Here is an 18,087-nt window from a genome sequence, read left to right as displayed (position 1 = left end):
GGCCTTTTCAAAGGTCGAGCCAGCGCCTGTGTGCGAGCGAGCCACATCGAGCCGCCGGGCCGGCGCGGCGGCGCGCCGGCGCCCTCGTCGCCGTCACGCCCGCGTCGCCACGGAGGCCAGGAGGCTCTGCAACGAGCCCGGATCGATCGGCTTGATGAAGTGCATATCGAAGCCTGCCTCGCGGACCCGGCGCTGGTCCCGCTCCTGGCCATAACCCGTCAGCGCGATCATCAGCGACGGGGCGACGTCCGCGCTCTCCTCCAAGGCCTTCAAGGCCCGCGCCACGCCGCAGCCATCCATCCCGCCGGGGAGGCCGATGTCGCACAGGATGACCTCCGGCCGGAACGAGCGGGCCGCTTCCACCCCCGCGACCCCGGACAGGGCCACCTCGACCTGATGGCCGTTCATCGTGAGGAGCACCTGCAGCATCTCGGCGGCGTCCTCGTTGTCCTCGATGATCAGGACGCGCAGCGACCTCACGGCGCCGGCCGGCCTCGAGTCGGGGCGCGGCGGCGGCGCGGCGCGCTCCGGGGACGCCTCGGGCCCGCGCGCGAGCGGCAGGCGGAGGGCGATCTCCGTCCCGTGGCCGACGCCCGCGCTCTCGGCCGAAGCCGCGCCGCCGTGGAGTTCGACAAGACCCTTCACGAGCGCCAGCCCCAGCCCGAGCCCGCCCCGGTTGCGGTCCAGGCTGCGCTCGGCCTGGCTGAACGGCTCGAACATGCGCGCCAGCGTCGCCGGCGCCACGCCGATGCCGGTATCGCGGACGCGGATCGCGGCGGAGCCGTCCGACGTCGCCGAGAGCGCGACCGTCACCCGACCGCCGGCGTCGGTGAACTTGTTGGCGTTGTGCAGCACGTTGCTGACCGCCTGCGACAGGCGCGTGGGATCGCCGGAGACCCAGAGCGGCTCGGCCGGCAGCTCCAGCTGGAGCTCCAGGCCGCTCGCCTCGAGCGTGCTGCGGTAGTCCTCGGCGGTCTGCCGGACCAGCCGGGACAGGTCGCAGCGCTCCTTCCTCAGCTGGATCCTCCCGCGCGCCACGCGCGACACGTCGAGCAGGTCGTCCACCAGCCGGGCCATGTGCGCCACCTGCCGCTCGATCACGCCGCACGCCCGCCGGAGCGATGGCTGCTCCATCCCGGTGCTCCGCAGGATCTCCACCGCATTGCGGATGGGCCCGAGCGGATTGCGCAGCTCGTGCGCCAGCATCGCCAGGAACGCATCTTTGTTCTGGTCCGCTTCCCTCAGCGTCGCCTCCCAGGCGTCGCCGGCCCGCTTCCGCTCGGTGATGTCGTGGGCGATGGAGACCAGGAGCCGTCGGCCCGCCGCGTCCTTCCCCAGCGGCGCCGCGCTGAAGACCCACGTGCGCCTGGCGCCGCTCGCCGTGATGATGGTGAGCTCGTTCTCGTCCGAGGCCGCCTTCAGCTCGAACAGGGACGCCACCCTGGCGCGGACGGCGGCCCCCGTCGCCCCGTACGCCCTGTCGTACCACGCCGTCACGGTGGGGATCTGCTCGTGGGTGTACCCGCTGATATCCGTCCACGCGCGGTTGACGCAGACGACCTGCCCGTCCTCGGCGTGGATCATGATGGGGAACGGGGTCTCCATGATGGCGCGGCGCAGCCCCTCCTCCCGCTCCTGCAGCTGGAGCTCCGCCTCCTTGCGCTCGGTGATGTCGATGATCGAGCCGACGTAGCCGAGGAACTCGCCGCCCGGGCCGAGCCGCGGAGCGGCCGAGTCGATGCACCAGCGGTACACGCCGTCGCGGCGGCGCACGCGGAAATCCATCCTGTAGGCGTCGCGTCGCTCGTGGGCTCGCAGGAATGCCTCCTCGGCCGCCGACCGGTCCTCGGGGTGCACCGCCTCGAGCCAGCCGGTGCCCAGGGCGGCCGACTCGGTCTGGCCAGAGAAGTCCAGCCAGCTCCGACTCGCGTAGCTGCACCCGCCGTCGGTGCCCGTCATCCAGCTCATGACGGGCGCGTGATCGGCCATGTTGCGGAAGCACGCCTCGCTGTCGCGCAGGGCCTCCTCGGCGCGCCGCTTGGCGGTGCTCTCGCGCCCGGTCTCCAGGACGAGCCGCCGGCGCTCCACCCCTTCCACGAGCCGCAGGCGGCTCTCGACGAGGATCTCCCGGCCGTCGCGGGTCGTGCGCCGGAGCTCGCCGTCCCAGAGGCCGTCGCGCAGGAGCGCCGCCTCGATCTGCGCGAGCGGCGCCGGCGGGGCGGTGCGCAGCAGCTCGTGGCTCGACCGCCCGACGGCGTCGCGCGCCGGGAAGCCGTAGAGCTGCTCGGCCCCGGCGCCGAAGTACACGATCGCGCTCGATCCGCCGAGCTCCCACGCGAGGGCCGCCTCGCCGAGCCGGTCCAGGAGGGCCGCCTTCAGCTGCAGCTCCCCCGCGATCTGCCCCCTGTCGCCGCGGCCGTCGTCCGGCGAGGCCGCGTACAGAACCGGCGAGGGCGCGCAATGAAGGGGGCTCACCCCCTGGTCAGCCGAGCTGCAACGACGCTCCGGCCGCACCGTCAGCAGGCGTCTCCGTCGGGCCCGCTGGCCCGATAACCACCCGAGATGTCCCCGATGAGCACACTCAGCATTTGTCCGCCTCGAGCGCATGCTGCAAGCGGCGCGCGCGTGAATCGTCACGCGAGATCCGCGGAATACCAGGCGATCTGCGCGTGGCTGGCGAGCAGGCGGTGCGCCGGTCGATCGCCGATCGCTAGCCGCGGCCGAACCGCTCCACGAACCGCCGGTGCGCCTCGAGATCGGGGCCCTCGCCGCCCACGAGCTCCTTCTCGCGGTAGCCCGTCGCCACCGACAGCACGTCGATCCGCCGCCCCTCGGCCCTGAACCGCACACGCCACGACGTCACGGCGAGGCGCATCGCGTCCCCGTCGGCGCGGATCCGGCGGTAGGGGTGCGGCTGCGGGCCGAGCGCGAGCACCCGGTCCACGCGCTCGCGCAGCGCGAAGCCGTGCGCCTCCTCGATCCACGCGGCCTGCTCGGCGGCGCGCGCGCACCACGCCACCTCGAAGCCGGGCTCGGGGTCGACCGGCGCCCCGCCGCCCGGCTCCTCCGCGAGCGGCGTGAGCCAGCCGGTGCGCGCGTGCGGGTGGGCGTCCGCGTACGGCACGTAGGGCTTGAGATCGAGCACCGGCGTGCCGTCGATCATGTCCACGCCGCCGACGCGCAGGGTGAGCCCGTCCACCGCGAGGAGCCTCACCGCGCTGAGGCCGATGGGGTTCGGGCGGTGCGGCGAGCGCGTCGACAGCACGCCGCGCCGCTTGCCGGCGCTCCTCGGCGGCAGCACCTTCGGGCGCCAGCCCTCGTTGAGGTGGAACCAGAAGACCACCCAGAGGTAGTCCCACCCCTCGATGTCCGAGAGCGCGTGCTCCAGACCGAGGCCCGGCACGAGCTCGATCGTCCCCTCGGCGCTGCCCGCCGCGTGGGGCTGCCGCGGCGCGCTCACCTTGTCGGAGAACGGCGTGCGCACCACGCCGATGGGCGTGAACGTGACGGGCTTCAGCACGGCGCCCCGGAAGGATCGGGCACCTCGACGATCAGGACCGCCGGCCCCTCGAGCTCCACCCGGCCGCGCTCGAGCGGCGGACGCCGCGCCGCGCCGCCGAACCGCGGCTCCTCGCTGAACGCGAGCGCCCGCGCCTCCGGGCGGCCGAGGTCGAGCGAGAGCGCGCCCCGGAGCGCGCAGAGCGCGATCACGGCGACGCCGCCGCCGCGGCGCTCGACGCAGATCGCGTCCGGCGAGAGCGCGTCGGCGGAGAAGGCGCCGCGCGCGCGGCTCCGCAGCGCGGGGTGCGAGGCGCGGAGGCGGAGGAGCTCGCGGTACCACGCGAGCACGCCGGCGTGCTCGGGCCGCCGCCGCTCGGCGTGCTCGAGCTTCGAGCGCTGGAACGTCCGCGGGTCCTGCGGATCCGGCACCTCCTCGCCGGCGAACGCCGCGAAGTACTGGAACTCGCGCCGGCGGCCCTCGGTCACGAGCCGGCCGAGCTCGGCCTCGTGATCGGTGAAGTACTGGAACGGCGTCCGCGCGTTCCACTCCTGGCCCATGAACAGCAGCGGCGTGTACGGCGTGAGCAGGAGCAGCGCCGACATCGTCCGGAAGGCCGCCGGGCTCACCTTGTCCCCGAGCCGATCGCCGACGGCGCGGTTGCCGATCTGATCGTGGTTCTGGATGCAGTGGACGAAGCGCGGCGGCGGCACCGGATCCGCGGGCGTGCCCCGCGGCTTGCCCGCGTGCTTCGAGATCTGCCCCTCGTAGAGCCACCCCTTGCGGATCGTCGCCGCGATGTCCTCGGCGGTGCCCGTGTGATCCTCGAAGTAGCCGTCGCGATCCCCGGCGAACAGGACGCGCAGCTCGTGGTGGAAGTCGTCGGACCACACCGCGTCGAGGCCGTACCCGCCCTGCTCGACGGGCGTCACGAGGCGCGCGTCGTTGTGGCTGTCCTCGGCGATCACCAGGACGCGCCGCCCCTCGCCGGCCGCCCGCGCGCGCTCGCCGATCTCCCGGAGGATGTGCGGCTCGGAGTCGTCGACGATCGCGTGGGTCGCGTCGAGGCGGAGGCCGTCGATGTGGAAGTCGCGGATCCACATCTCGACGTTCTCGAGGACGAGCGCGCGGACCTGCTCGGCGCCCGCGCCGTCGTAGTTCACCGCGTCGCCCCAGGGCGTCTTGTGCCGATCGGTGAAGTAGCGCGTCGCGTAGGCGCGGAGGTAGTTCCCGTCGGGGCCGAAGTGGTTGTAGACGCAGTCGAGGATCACGGCGAGCCCCGCGGCGTGGGCCGCGTCGACCAGGCGGCGCAGGCCCGCCGGGCCGCCGTAGGCCGCGAGCGGCGCGAAGAGGTCGACCCCGTCGTACCCCCACCCGCGCTCGCCCGGGAAGCTCGCGACCGGCATGAGCTCGATCGCCGTGATCCCGAGCTCCCGGAGATCGGCGAGCTGCCCGATGAGCGCGTCGAACGTGCCCTCCGGGGTCGCCGCGCCGACGTGGACCTCGTAGAGGACGAGATCCTCGAGCGCGACGCCCCGCCACCCCGCGTCCGTCCACGCGAACGAGGGGTCGTCGATCGCCGACGGGCCGTGGACCCCGAGCGGCTGCGCGCGGGAGTACGGGTCCGGGAACGGCCCCTCGCCGTCGATCCGCACCTTGTAGAGCGCGCCGGCCCCGAGGCCCGGCGCCGTCGCCTCGAAGTAGCCGTCGCCGGTCGAGGCCGCGGGAAGCGCGCCCGTGACCTCCTGGCCGTCGGCCTCGTAGGTGACGATCTCGATCCGATCGTGGTCGGGCGCCCAGACGCGGAAGCGGACCGCGCCGCCCTCGATCCACGCGCCCATCGTGCGCATCGCCTTCATGTCACTGGCCTCGCTGCGCCGCCCGCAGGAGCAGGGCGACGGGAAAGTCGGAGAGCACGCGGTCGAGCGGGAGCGCCGCGCCGTCGCCCGGCTCGGGCGGCGCGTCCGAGCCGCGCGGCGGAGGGGCGGAGGGCGACGCCTCGAGCTCGGCGCCCGTGAAGAGATCGGTGTAGAGGCCGGGCTCCACGTCGACCGACGTGCCCGCCCACACCGCGCCGATCGGCGGGGAGCAGGCGCCGCCGAGCAGCCGCGCGCTGAACCGGGGCGCGACCACGACGATCGAGCGCCCGTCCGGCGCGCGGCGCGCGAAGGAGACGACGTGGGCCTCGCGCTCGCCGATCACGGCGCGCGGCGCGTAGTCCCCGTCGGCCCCGAAGAGCTCCGGGTGGCGCCGGCGCAGCTCGAGCGCGACGTGCGTGACGAACAGCTTCACGCGGCCGTCGCGCGCCTCGGCGCAGAGCTCGCGCGCGAGCGCGCGGCCCCCTCCGCGGGGCCGCCGGCGCGCGCGGATCTCCGCGAGCGCCCGCTCGCGCACGGCGTAGTCGACCGGGCGGCGGTTGTCCGGGTCGACGAGGCTGAAGTCCCACACCTCGTTGCCCTGGTAGATGTCGGGCACGCCCGGCGAGGTGAGCTTCAGCAGCGTCTGCGAGATCGAGCCCCACATGCCGTGGTACGCGGCCACGCGCGCGAGCGGCAGGAGCGCGCCCAGGACCTCCGCGGACGAGAGCGCCTTGCGGACGAACGCCTCGACGGCCGCGTCGTACTCGGGCTGCGCGTCGATCCAGGACGTGTTGACCTTCGCCTCCTTCGTGGCCTTGCGCATGTACTCCACGAGGCGGTCCGCGTACGCCGAGAGCGCGTCCCCCTCGGGCGCGCGCGGGCCGGGTGGCTCGCGTTCGCCGCCGAGCAGCGGCTCGATCGGCAGGCTGCCGAGGAGGGTCTGGTAGAAGAGGTACTCCTCGTTGCTGTCCGGCGCGAGGCGGCCCTCGATCTCGGCCTTGAGCGGCGCGGCGGCGGCGGCGGCGCGGTGGAGCGCCTCCTCCCAGGCCGACGGCAGCTCCGAGAGCACGCTGATGCGCGCCCGCACGTCCTCGCTCCGCTTCGTGTCGTGCGTCGACGTCGCGAGCATCGAGTACGGCCACGCCCTGTGCCGCTGCACGTTGCCGCGGTGGAACGCGAGGACGCTCGATCCGTAGCGCTCGGGCTCGCCCCCGACCTCGTTCAGCGACACGAGCCGGTTGTAGATGTAGAACGACGTGTCCTCGAGCCCCTTCGCCATCACCGGCCCGGTGAGCTGCTGGAACTTCATCACGAAGTCGCAGAAGAGGTGTCGGTCCTCCTCGCGGAAGAGATCCGTGCCGTCGAGCATGAGGACCGAGCGCACGAACGTGAAGATGGATCCCTCCATCGTCGGGTTCTGCCGGCGCGCGAGGGCGACGGCGCGGCCGATGGCGACGCGATCGTGATCGGAGATCGCCGGCGTCCGATCGTTGATGTAGGTGCGGTACACGGGGAAGCACGCGATGACCTCGCGCAGGGCCTCGTTGAGCGAGCCCAGGGTGAAGTCGCGGAAGCGGCGGTCGCGCTCGGTGAGCCGGTTCAGGGCGTGGGTGAGCACGTTGAGCTCGCTCGCCAGGGCCGTCCGGAGGATCACCTTCTTCTTCTCGTAGACGAGCGCCTCGAACGGTATGTGCTCGCCGATGAACCGCTCGTAGATCGCGTTCATCTGCCCCTCGCTCGAGGCGTCGACGAAGAGCTCGCCCACGAGCGCGGTGAAGTCGTAGCCGCTCGTCCCGTGGACGGGCCAGGCCTCGGGCAGCGTCTCGCCGCGCGCGAGGATCTTCTCGACGACGACGTAGAGCGGCCGCGCGTTCAGCGCGCCGCGCGCGGCGCGCTCCGAGAGGGCCGCGCGGAGGGCCGGCTCCAGCCGGGCGAAGCGGGCCTCGGGGCGGCGGCGCGGGTCGTGCCGCAGCTCCGGCTCGCCCGCAGCCTCGGCGAGGAAGCGGCGCCGGCAGCGCTCGAGCACGTAGCCCTGCTGGAGATCCTCGAAGTAGCCGATCGGGTCCCAGAGGCCGTCGGGGTGGTCGATGCGCAGCCCCGTGACCTGGCCCCGCTCGCAGAGCTCGAAGACGAGGCGGTGCGCCTCGGCGAACACCGGCCGGTGCTCCATCCGGATCGCCGCGAGGTCGTTGATGTCGAAGAACCGGCGGTAGTTGATCTCCTCGGCGGCGGTGCGCCAGAAGCTGAGGCGGTAGGCCTGCTCCTCGAGCAGCGCCTCGATCGGGTCGAAGCTCCGCGGATCGCCCGCCTTGCCGTTGATACGCAGGACGCCCTCGGCCACCGCCGCCGCGATGTCGGGCGAGTCCGCGACGAGCGACGCGAGCCGCCGCCTGAGGATCTCCTTCTCCCGGCGCCGCTCGATCACCTTGGCCCGCTGTGTCTCGGTCCGCGGCGGCATGTTGCGGAGCCCGGTGAGGATGCTCTGCAGCTCGAGGAGCGCGTCGTGCTCCTCGCCGAGCGCGGCGACGAGCCCGGGCACGAGCGGCCCGATGATCATGCCGTACGTCCGCGGGTTCACCGGGAAGACGTGATCGAAGTACCGGAGCATGAACGCGCCGCTGTCGAACTCGATCTTGAGCTCGCCGCGCTCGAGCACGCGCCCGAAGTGGTCGCCGAGCACGGGGAGCAGCACCTTGTGCTTGAGCTCCGTCTTGAGCGGCGCCCAGTCGATGTCGAAGAACGGCGCGTAGAGCGAGCTCGGGCCGTTCTGGAGGACGTCGCTCCACCAGGCGTTCTCGGAGGTGCCGATGCCCATGTGGTTGGGCACGAAGTCGAGCAGGAGGCCCATGCCGTGCGCCGCGAGCTCGCCGGTGAGCCGGTCGAGGTCGGCGCGCTCGCCGATCGCGGGGTTGAGGGCGTTGTGGTCGACGAGGTCGTAGCCGTGCATGCTCTCGGGGCGCGCCTTAAAGAACGGCGAAGAGTAGAGATCGCTGACGCCGAGGGCGTCGAGGTAGGCGACGACCTGCCGCGCCTGCTCGAAGGTAAAGTCCTTGTTGAGCTGCACGCGGTAGGTGGCGCGCGGCAGGCGAGGCGCCACGCCCTCGCACGCCGCGTCGACGAGCTGCGCTGCCATCGCCTGCAGGTTGGCGCCGTCCACGTGGCCGCTCGTCTGCTGTTCGTCCGACGTTCCGGTCATCCCTCGGTTGCCTCCGGCGGCAGAATCTACTGCGAACGAAGCGACAGGCATCCGCGGATCTGCGCAGCTCGCGCGGCTCCTGCCGTTCCGGCCTGCGGCACGAAGGAAAGACCTGATGCGCCTACGGGGAACGCAGCAGCGCCGGCATCAGGCATGGAGGGGTGACGGGCTCAGCCGCTGTCGGGCGCGCGCCAGGCTCAGCCGTCGTCGCCAAGTTCAGCCGTCGTCGAAGGGGTCGCCGTCAGCGCGCTGCGCTTCCCATGGGAACGCTCAACCCCCTCATCGCCACCGTTCTCCTTTGCTGTTCCACCCCTTCGTGCATGGCCGCACCGATACCCGAATGCCAAGCGCCGTTCAGGCGGCCCGACTGCATGTTTCGCGATCTCGACGCGGTGGGAGCTTTGCTGCGAAGAGCGCGCACCCTCGCTCTGAAGCACATCGGCTGATATGCGGTCATGATCCCGTGAGGCTGTGACCGTGACACACGGCGGCCGCCATGGCGACGCCGTCCTGATAACAGATACGTCAACCTCTCGGCATCGAAAGAGCATCCACGCAGCGCGCAGTCGCCCGCCCCGCCCCGCCCCGCTGCCCGGGCTGAGACGACGGGCCGTGTCGGGTCCCCGGAGCCGCCCCCGCGAACATCACGGCGAGCGCATTCCTGCTCCGGCGTTCGTTTTCGTTTGCACCGCCCGCGCCCGCTCTTCGCGTGTCTCCTGGGCCCGCCGTCGAGATGGCTCGGCCGGCGCATGCTCGGCGGCGCGCGGCCGGAGGTGCACGCTCGGGAAACGATATGTTGCCAAATGCCCGTACTCGCGGGCGGAGTGAGACAACAACTGTTTCCGTCATGAAGGATCAGGAGAGGTATTGATGACCAGCTCTTGGAGATTCGTCGCGCACTCGGAGGCGCGGCGCAGGGCGCTCGGGTTCGCGAAACAGGCAGCGTCCGCAGACTGCTCGGTCCTTATCGTCGGGCCGACCGGGGCGGGGAAAGACATCCTCGCGCGCGACATCCATCAGCACAGCAAGCGTTCGAAGCACCGACTCATCACCGTCAACTGCGCGGCCCTCACGCAAACGTTGTTCGAGAGCGAGCTGTTCGGCCACGTGCGCGGCGCGTACACGGGGGCGACCGTATCGAAGCGCGGCGTGGTGGAGCTCGCGTCCGGAGGCAGCCTGTTCCTCGACGAGATCGGCGAGCTGCCGGCGGAGGCGCAGGCGAAGCTCCTCCGCTTCCTCGCGGACGGCTCGTTCTGGCCCGTGGGCGGCAGCGAGGAGAAGAGCGTCGACGTCCGCGTCCTCGCCGCCACGAACCGGGACCTCGCCGCCGGTCTCGACAAGACGTTTCGAGCCGACCTGTTCTTCCGGCTCAGCGTGCTCACCATCGTCGTGCCGCCGCCCAGCCGGGAGGACCTGCGCAGCCTCTCGCGGGTCCTCGCCCTGGAGCTCGGGGAGCGCTACCGCACGCTCCTCCCCGCGCGCGAGGTGAGCGCCATCGGCGAGCTCGCGAGCAACGGAGTGTACAGGGGCAACGTCCGCGAGCTCCGCAACGCCGTCGAGCGGTACTTCCTCGTGCGAGACCCGGAGCGGACCGTCGAGCAAAACTGGCGGGCCGCGTGCGCGCTCGACCTCCTGGCCCAGCAGGGCGCGCCCCCCCACGACGACACAGCGGCGGTATCCCAGGTGCACCCACAAGAGGTCGAGAAGCTCTACGACCTCCTTTTCCTGACGTGGGCCAGCGAGACCAGGAACGCGCGCGAGCTGTCGCGGCGAATCGATCGCTCGTTGCCGTACGTTTACAGCCGCCTCGCGAAGCTCGGTATCAAGCCGAAGGATCTCCAGAGCACCGAGATCCTCGAGCGCGCGTCGGCGAAGATCCGCGCGGCGCTCGCCCCCCATCGCTCCACATTTCTCCAGCTTCTTAAAGAATCTTAACGAAATAGATCACCCCCTCCCGAGGGCGCCGCCGGAACCGTCGCGCCGGTCGATGGAACGACCCTTGCGAAACGGCTGAGACGGAACCCGGGAGGGCGGTGGACGTCCCGACCGAGAAGGATGGAGGAGCGCATGCTGACTCTGGGCCTCGCAGGAGGCTTGGATCCCGTCTACGACTGCCGCTACGACTCGCCGCAGTTCTTCACGTACGACGCGGCGGCCGTGCTGGTCGAGGACGGGCAGGTGGTGGCCGCCATCGAGGAAGAGCGGCTGAACCGCGTCCGGCGGACGAACAAGTTCCCGTTCGACGCGCTGCGCGCCTGCCTGAGACAGCGAGGCGTCGCGCTCTCGGACGTGGACCGGATCGCCTATTATTCAGGCGAGGAGACGGCCAACCTGCTCGTCGGGCGCCTGCGCGCGGCGTTCCCGGAGCTCGCCGGCGTGCCGGACGCGCGCGGTCTGCTGCACGCGGCCATCCAGCGGGAGATGCGGTGCGCGATCGATCCGGCGCGGCTCGTCTTCGTGCCGCACATGATGACGCACGCGGTGAGCGCCATCGCGGTGTCGGGCTTCGATCAGGCGCTCGTCTACGTCATCGACAACGAGGGCGGGGTCCTCGCCGGGACGTCGGCGAGCGGGAGCCGGTCGTGCCTCACGTCGCTCGCGGCGTTCTCACCGCAGAAGTCGCTCGGCGAGCTGTGCCATCGCACGATCCGCGCGCTCGGATACAGCCCGTTCGAGGAGGCCGAGGCGATGGAGCTCGCCCCGCAGGGCGACCCCGCCGCGCTCCGCGGCGCGATGCGCGAGGTGTACAGGCTGCTGCCGGACGGCGACTACGATCTCGCCTTCCAGAACCTCGCGGCGGTGCTCTCGAGGGCGCCGGGCAGGCTGCGCGGCGATCCGGTGGAGCAGGCGCACAAGGACGTGATCGCCGCGCTGGAAGAGGCGATCTCCGAGATCGTGCTCCACGTGCTGCGCCACCACCGCACGAAGAGCGGGCTCCGGCGGCTGTGCCTGGCCGGCGGGGGGGCGCAGATCTGCGCCGTCAACTCGCGCGTCCTCGCGAGCGGCCTGTTCGACGAGGTGTTCGTGCAGCCCGCTGCGCACGACGCGGGCTGCGCCCTCGGGGCCGCGCTCTTCGCGAGCGACGCGCCGCCGCGCCGCGCCCCGCTCGACAACGTGGCCTGGGGCTCGGACATCGGGAACGCGGACGCGGTGATCCCGGCGCTCAGGCGCTGGGGCGCGCTCGTGACGGCGGAGCGTCCGGCCGATCCGGCCCGCGAGGCCGCGGAGCTGATCGCCGGGGGCGCGGCCGTGGGCTGGGCGAACGGGCGATCGGAGATGGGGCTCGTGGCGCTCGGGCGCCGCGCGATCGTCGCCGATCCGCGGGACGAGCGGCGGCGGGAGGCGCTGAACGAGCTGAAGCGGCGCGCGCCGCACCGGCCGCTGTCGGTCGCGATGCTCGCCGAGGACGCGGCCGAGTGCCTGATGCTGCCCTGCCCGGCCGAGCAGCTGCGCTGGAAGAGCTTCGCCCTCCGCGTGAGGCGCGAGCGCCGCGCGGCGCTCGCCGCGGCGCTGCACGCGGACGGCACGGTCCGCGCGCAGGTGGTGCTGAAGGAGGCGGATCCCCGGCTGTTCGCGCTGCTCTGCGCGTTCAAGGAGATCTCCGGGGTCGGGGCGCTGCTCGCGACGTCGCTCGATCACGGGGCGGAGCCGCCCGCCGAGACGGTCGACGACGTTGTCGCGCTGCTCCTCACGAGCCGCCTCGAGGCCGCCTTCGTGGACGACGTGCTCGTCCGTGAGAAGGACCCGTCGCTGGAGGCCAGGCTCGGCATGGTCGTGGAGATCCCGCGCTCGACCCAGGTGTGCCGCACGCGCGGGTGGCTCGACGGCACGCGCATCGGCGACGCGTGGGAGCTGCGGACGAGCTACGACCGCGGGATACGCCGGAAGATCTCGCGCCCCGCGTACGAGGCGCTGGTGAAGGCCGACGGGAGCCGGCCGCTGTCGTCGCTGCTCGACGGCGCGGGGGCCGACGTCGCGGGCGAGCTCTGGGCCCTCTGGACGGAGCGGCTGGTCCGGCTCGCGCCGGCCGAGCGCGGGTGAAGAGCGGGCGCCGAAGCCAGACGCGCGTGAAGAGCGCGCCGGCCTCACGGACGTGCAGTGAGCGCGCCGGCCGGGCGCACAGGGAAGAGACGACGCAGGCCGGAGCGGCCGCGGGGCTCGGGACACGACGGGTGCAAGGAGAAGAGCGCTGTGAGCTCGGATGACATGACCATGAGCGCTGGACGCAAGGCGCGCCCGAGGATCGACCTCGATCGGCAGACGCAGCTCGCGGCAGAAGCGCTGAAGAAGGCGCTCGCGGAGCGGGATCTGCCGGCCTTCTACCGGGTGTTCCGGTCGACGGATCTGCCCTTCTTGGGGCGCATCTACGAGGGAGACGCAGCAGGCCTGTTCCGCGCGTGCGCGCACGTGCTGCACCGGCTCGCGGGGATCTCCCCTGCTGTCGCGCTCGCGGTGGAGAACCATTTCTACGTGACCTCCGCGATAGCCACCTTCCCCATCGCGGACGACGCGCGGCTCGACGCGCGGCGGCGCGCGCTGCTCTCGGAGGTCGTCGAGGGGCGCCGGCTCGTGGCCAACACGAACTCGCGGGTCCACGCGGACCGCGTGAACGCGGTGGGGACGCGGGCGCGGAAGGTGCCCGGAGGCCACGTGGTGAGCGGCGCCGCGTCGTACACGTCCCTCGCGACCGAGGGAGATCTCCTGATCTTCACGACGGCGCTGGAGGAGGGTTTCCCCGCGGTGTTCATGACGCGGCCGCGGGGCAACCCGGCCGTCGAGATAGGCCCGTACCTGTTCCCGGACGCGATGCTCGACTCCGATACACGCCGGATCGTGTTCCACGATCTCTTCGTGCCGGAGGAGGACCTCCTGCTCGGCGGCCCCGGGCCGGAGGTGGTGCAGCTCCTCCTGTTCGAGATGGTGTGGCACCAGGTGCTGATTCCATCGCTGTACCTCGGCGCCGCGGCGCAGGCGATCGACGAGTCGCGCCGGTTCCTCCGTACGGTGCGCGGCCGGGACGGGGCGCCGCTCGCCGAGCTGGACGGCATGGTCGTGGACATCGGCCGCCTCGTGATCCGCTACCGCGCCGCGTGCGCGGCGGTTCGCGAGGCGGGCGAGGCGATGGGCACGATCGCCTCCGCGAGGGACCGCGCCGAGCGGCTGCCGCGGCTCTACGAGCTGGCCGGGGCCGCGAAGTACACGGGGACGAGGTGCGCCGAGGAGACCGTCTCGGCGGCGCGCGGCATCGTCGGCGCGCGGGCGTACGCGGGGGACGGCGCCCTGGAGCGCCTGTGCAAGGAGGTCGTCTTCGGCCCGCTCGGGCCGGAGGTGAACGCCGTCATCGAGCGCGCCCACGGGCGACGAGCGCTCGGAGAGGGCGAGTTCGACGGCGCGGCGTCGTCGCCGTGGCTCGATGGCGCGATGAGCGCGAGCGGCAAGGAGGAGACATGCTGACGCTGGGCCTTTCCGGCGGGTTGAGCTTCGCCCACGAGGAGATGTACGACATCCCGAAGAGCTTCACGCACGACGGCGCGGCCGTGCTCGTCGACGGCGGGGAGGTCATCGCGGGGATCGAGGAGGAGCGGCTCAACCGCATCAAGCACTCCAACAAGTTCCCCATCGAGGCGATCCGCTTCTGCCTCGCCCGGGGCGGCGTCGACATCGATCGTGTGGACCGGATCGCGTTCTACGCGAGCGAGGAGTACTGCAACGCGCTCCTCGGGCGGGTGCGGCTCCTGACCGGGGGCGCGCTGCCGCGGATCGACGCGCGCACGCTGCTCGCGGCGAAGCTCGGCCAGGGGCTGGGGCGCCCGATCGACCGCGACAAGATCGTGTTCGTGCCGCACCACCAGGCGCACGCGGCGAGCACGTACCTGCTGTCGGGGTACGACGACAGCCTGATCGTGGCGATCGACGGGTCGGGAGACTTCCTGTCCGGGCTCGTGGCCGTGGGCTCGGGCGACAGGATCGACGTGCTGAAGACGATCCCGGAGTCGAAGTCGCTCGGGAACTTCTATGTCTCCGTCATCGCGCTCCTCGGATACGGGGTGTTCGACGAGTACAAGGTGATGGGGCTCGCGCCCTACGGCGATCCGGCGAGGTACCGCGCGCTGATGAGCTCGCTCTACACGCTCTTGCCGGACGGAGATTACGAGATCCACCGCGACCGCGTGGGCGCGCTGGCGCAGGCGATCGAGGTGCGCAGGAAGGGCGGGCCCTTCACCCAGCAGCACCGCGACGTCGCGGCGTCGCTGCAGGAGGCCCTGGAGGCGCTCGCGCTGCACGTGATCCGCCACGAGCGCGAGGCCACGGGCAAGACGCGGCTCTGCCTGGCCGGCGGGGTCGCGCACAACTGCACGATGAACGGGAAGATCCTCTATTCGGGGATGTTCGAGCGCGTCTTCGTGCAGCCGGCGGCGCACGACGCGGGCTGCGCGCTCGGGGCGGCGCTGCACACGACGCTCGCCGCGGGAGCGCTGAAGTCGCGGAGGCGGATCGAGCACGTGTTCTGGGGCCGCGACGTGGGCGGCGAGGCCGAGATCGAGCGCGAGCTCTCGGGGTGGTCCCGCTTCCTCCGCCACGAGCGCGCCGAGGATCTGCCGGGGCGCGTCGCCGAGGTGATCGCCGCCGGGGCCGCCGTCGGCTGGGCGCAGGGAGGATCGGAGTTCGGGCCGCGGGCGCTCGGGCACAGGAGCATCCTGGCCGACCCGAGGCCGGCCGCGAACAAGGACCTCGTGAACGCGATGGTCAAGAAGCGAGAGGCCTACCGGCCGTTCGCGCCGGCCGTCCTCGCGGAGGACGCGCGCGAGTTCTTCGAGCTCCCGCCCGGTGAGGGCGAGTTCCCGTTCATGATCTTCGTGCTGAAGGTCCGAGAGGACAAGCGGAGCGTCCTCGGGGCGACGACGCACGTGGACGGCACGGCCCGCGTCCAGACGGTGGCGCGGGGCTCGAACCCGCATTTCTGGGGCGTCCTCAAGGCGTTCAAGGACAGGACGGGCGTGCCGGTGCTGCTCAACACCTCGTTCAACAACAACGTGGAGCCGATCGTCGACTCCGCGCACGACGTGGTAACGAGCTTCCTGACCACCGGGCTCAACTACCTCGCGATCGGCGGCTTCTTCGTCGAGAAGCGCGCGTGGACGTGGGAGGACGTGGCGACGCTCGCGGTCGACATCCCGAGGCACGTCCGCGTGGACCAGATCCGCCGCTTCGTGGCGATGGATCGCGCGGCCACGGCCTTCGAGCTCCGGAACACGTACGACGCCGGCGCGCGGGTGAGCGTGTCGGCCGACCTGGGCGAGGCGCTGATGCGCGCGGACGGGGCGCGCTCCCTGGCCGAGCTGCTCGCGGACGCCGGCGTGGACGAGCCCGCGCGCGCGCAGAAGGCGGCCCAGGAGCTCGAGGGGCTCTGGGCGGAGCGGCTCGTCTCCCTGCGCCCGCGAGGAGCCTAGAGCGAGAGCGCCTGTCCGTCGTCTCGTGATGAGCCTTTGGCGCGAGGGCCCTCGTCCGCTCGCGCGTCGCCTGTCCGCTGTCTTGAGGGTGGTGAAGCTTGCATGCTTAAACAAGAGCAACTCCTGGCGCGGGCGGCCACGCTCGTCAGCATGCTCCGTGGGACGCCGGTCGTGAAGCTCGAGCACGAGCGGCTCGATCTCTCCGTGAAGCTCGAGTACTGCAACGCGGTCGGGAGCATCAAGGACCGCCCCGCGCTCTGGATCCTGAAGACGGCGATCGAGCGCGGCGAGGTCGACCCGCGGACGACGGTCGTGGAGTCGTCGTCAGGCAACTTCGCGATCGCGCTCGCCGCGTACGCTCAGCTCCTCGGGCTCGACTACATCCCCGTGATCGATCCCCACATCTCCGCGGTGAACGAGCACGTGCTCCGCTCGCTCTGCGCGAGGGTCGTGAAGGTGGAGGAGCGCGACGACACCGGGGGATTCCTGAAGACGCGGCTCGCCCGGGTGCAGTCGCTCTGCGCCGCGCTCCCGAGCTCTTACTGGCCCAACCAGTACAAGAACCCTGACGGGATGATGGCCCATTTCCACACGACGGGCCGGGAGATCTGCGAGGCGTTCACGGCCCTCGATTTCGTGTTCGTCGCCGTGAGCTCGGCGGGGACGATCGCGGGGCTCTCGCGGCGCCTGAAGGAGCACTTCCCGGGCGTGAAGATCGTCGCGGTGGACGCCGAGGGCTCGGTGATCTTCGGCGGCCCGCCGCGGCCGCGGCGCATCCCGGGCATCGGCGCGGGGGTCGTTCCGGATCTGCTCCGCGAGGCGCTGATCGACGATGTGGTGATCGTGCCCGAGGTCGAGTCGATCGCCGCGTGCCGGACCCTCCTCGACCGCCACAAGCTGCTCGTCGGCGGCTCGACGGGGACGGTCTACGCCGCGATCCAGCGCTATTTCAGCAAGGCGACCGGCCTCGTGAGGCCGAAGGTCCTGTTCCTCTGCGCGGACCGCGGCGTGCCTTATCTGGACACTGTTTACAACCCTGCTTGGGCGTCGCGTTACGCCGAGGGATGAGCGATGCGCTTTGGTGTGGTATCTGGCAATGTCATCCGCCGCCTCATCGAGGAGAGCCCCGAGGAGTGCGTCAAGGCGGTCGAGGACGTGTACCTCGCAGGCCACCGGGGAGAGGTGGTCTGTCCCAACAGCTATTTCCTCCGCTTCCCCGACCGGCCGGACGCGCGGATCATCGCGCTTCCAGCCCACCTCGGCGGTGGTGAGCCCGTGTCGGGGATCAAGTGGATCGCCAGCTATCCGGCGAACATCCGGCAAGGCATCCCCCGGGCGTCGGCGGTGATCGTCCTCAACCGGGCGGACAACGGCTATCCGTTCGCGTGCCTCGAGGGCTCGATCATCTCGGCGGCGCGCACCGCGGCGTCGGCGGTCTCGGCCGCGGCGGCGCTCTCCGGGGGGCGGCGCGCGGGCACGCTCGGCATCGTCGGGACGGGGCTCATCGCGCGGTACGTGGTGTCCTTCCTGTCGCGCCTCGGCTGGGAGATCCCGGAGGTGCTCCTGTTCGACACGAACCCCGCGGAGCCGGAGCGGTTCCGCGAGGTCGCCTTCGCGCCGGAGCGGCGCCGCGACGTCCATGTGGCGAAGGACCTGGAGTCGGTGGTGCGGCGGAGCGATCTCCTCGTCTTCACGACCTCGGCCGCCACGCCGCACGTCCACGATCCGGCCTGGTTCTCGCACGCGCCGGTGGTGCTGCACCTGTCGCTGCGCGACCTGTCGCCGCGCGTCGTCCTCTCCTCGTTCAACGTGGTGGACAGCGTAGAGCACGTGATGAGCGCCGGGACGTCGCTGCACCTCGCAGAGCAGGAGTCCGGCGGGCGCGAGTTCGTGACGGGGACGCTCGCCCAGGTGCTCCTCGGGCAGCGCGCGGCGCCGCGGACGAAGCCGATCGTGTTCTCGCCGTTCGGCATGGGGACGCTCGACCTCGCCGTGGCGAGGTGGGCTTACGCGCGCGCCGAGGCGGCGGGCGACGTGGTGTGGATCGACGACTTCTTCGACATGACGCGCTGACGCCAGGCG

At 71.9% G+C, this 18,087-nt stretch carries 10 protein-coding genes; 6 read left to right on the top strand and 4 right to left on the bottom strand.

Features of this window, described 5'->3' with window-relative positions:
• Positions 1-93 precede the first annotated feature (93 nt).
• From WMF29_RS12910 to treY, 4 genes are all read right to left on the bottom strand, one after another.
• Positions 94-2,475 (bottom strand): PAS domain S-box protein, encoded by a 2,382-nt coding sequence (locus WMF29_RS12910; protein WP_437329125.1) that lies wholly within the window; start codon positions 2,473-2,475, stop codon positions 94-96.
• 235 nt (positions 2,476-2,710) lie between these two features.
• Complete coding sequence (gene tsaA, locus WMF29_RS12905; RefSeq protein ID WP_437329124.1) at positions 2,711-3,520, bottom strand: tRNA (N6-threonylcarbamoyladenosine(37)-N6)-methyltransferase TrmO; 810 nt, start codon at positions 3,518-3,520, stop codon at positions 2,711-2,713.
• Positions 3,514-5,358 carry a malto-oligosyltrehalose trehalohydrolase gene (treZ, locus tag WMF29_RS12900; protein WP_437329123.1) on the bottom strand — a complete coding sequence of 615 codons (1,845 nt, stop codon included), beginning with the start codon at positions 5,356-5,358 and terminating at the stop codon, positions 3,514-3,516. The genes tsaA and treZ overlap by 7 nt, the downstream gene beginning before the upstream one ends.
• Before the next feature lies 1 nt (position 5,359).
• Positions 5,360-8,554 carry a malto-oligosyltrehalose synthase gene (gene treY / locus WMF29_RS12895; RefSeq protein ID WP_437329122.1) on the bottom strand — a complete coding sequence of 1,065 codons (3,195 nt, stop codon included), beginning with the start codon at positions 8,552-8,554 and terminating at the stop codon, positions 5,360-5,362.
• An 870-nt stretch (positions 8,555-9,424) separates the two neighbouring features.
• Here treY and WMF29_RS12890 point away from each other — a divergent pair.
• The 6 genes from WMF29_RS12890 (at position 9,425) to sbnB (ending at position 18,078) form a co-directional block, all read left to right on the top strand.
• Positions 9,425-10,489, top strand: a complete 1,065-nt coding sequence (locus WMF29_RS12890; RefSeq protein WP_437329121.1) for a sigma 54-interacting transcriptional regulator — start codon at positions 9,425-9,427, stop codon at positions 10,487-10,489.
• A 132-nt stretch (positions 10,490-10,621) separates the two neighbouring features.
• Positions 10,622-12,595, top strand: coding sequence for a carbamoyltransferase C-terminal domain-containing protein (locus WMF29_RS12885; protein WP_437329120.1), 1,974 nt, complete (start codon positions 10,622-10,624; stop codon positions 12,593-12,595).
• Positions 12,596-12,766: 171 nt separating this feature from the next.
• The gene (locus WMF29_RS12880) at positions 12,767-14,008 is read left to right on the top strand and encodes an acyl-CoA dehydrogenase family protein (protein WP_437329119.1); all 1,242 of its coding nucleotides are present in this window, start codon (positions 12,767-12,769) and stop codon (positions 14,006-14,008) included.
• Positions 14,002-16,005, top strand: a complete 2,004-nt coding sequence (locus tag WMF29_RS12875) for a carbamoyltransferase family protein (protein WP_437329118.1) — start codon at positions 14,002-14,004, stop codon at positions 16,003-16,005. Before WMF29_RS12880 ends, WMF29_RS12875 begins: the two co-directional genes overlap by 7 nt.
• Before the next feature lie 102 nt (positions 16,006-16,107).
• Positions 16,108-17,073: a 2,3-diaminopropionate biosynthesis protein SbnA gene (gene sbnA / locus WMF29_RS12870; protein ID WP_437329117.1), complete on the top strand. Its 966-nt coding sequence runs from the start codon at positions 16,108-16,110 to the stop codon at positions 17,071-17,073.
• Between the two features lie 15 nt (positions 17,074-17,088).
• The gene (gene sbnB, locus WMF29_RS12865) at positions 17,089-18,078 is read left to right on the top strand and encodes a 2,3-diaminopropionate biosynthesis protein SbnB (protein WP_437329116.1); all 990 of its coding nucleotides are present in this window, start codon (positions 17,089-17,091) and stop codon (positions 18,076-18,078) included.
• The last annotated feature ends 9 nt before the right edge of the window (positions 18,079-18,087 follow it).

Source organism: Sorangium sp. So ce381 (assembly GCF_051473845.1).
In the GTDB taxonomy this organism is placed as follows: domain Bacteria; phylum Myxococcota_A; class Polyangia; order Polyangiales; family Polyangiaceae; genus Sorangium; species Sorangium atrum.
This window is presented reverse-complemented; position numbering and strand designations above follow the sequence as displayed.

Bases quoted from the DNA above. Each gene is read 5' to 3' on its own strand.
- WMF29_RS12885 (WP_437329120.1), top strand. From the start codon at position 10,622: ATGCTGACTCTGGGCCTCGCAGGAGGCTTGGATCCCGTCTACGACTGC.
- treZ (WP_437329123.1), bottom strand. From the start codon at position 5,358: ATGAAGGCGATGCGCACGATGGGCGCGTGGATCGAGGGCGGCGCGGTC.
- WMF29_RS12875 (WP_437329118.1), top strand. From the start codon at position 14,002: ATGCTGACGCTGGGCCTTTCCGGCGGGTTGAGCTTCGCCCACGAGGAG.
- WMF29_RS12880 (WP_437329119.1), top strand. From the start codon at position 12,767: ATGAGCGCTGGACGCAAGGCGCGCCCGAGGATCGACCTCGATCGGCAG.
- WMF29_RS12890 (WP_437329121.1), top strand. From the start codon at position 9,425: ATGACCAGCTCTTGGAGATTCGTCGCGCACTCGGAGGCGCGGCGCAGG.
- treY (WP_437329122.1), bottom strand. From the start codon at position 8,554: ATGACCGGAACGTCGGACGAACAGCAGACGAGCGGCCACGTGGACGGC.
- sbnA (WP_437329117.1), top strand. From the start codon at position 16,108: ATGCTTAAACAAGAGCAACTCCTGGCGCGGGCGGCCACGCTCGTCAGC.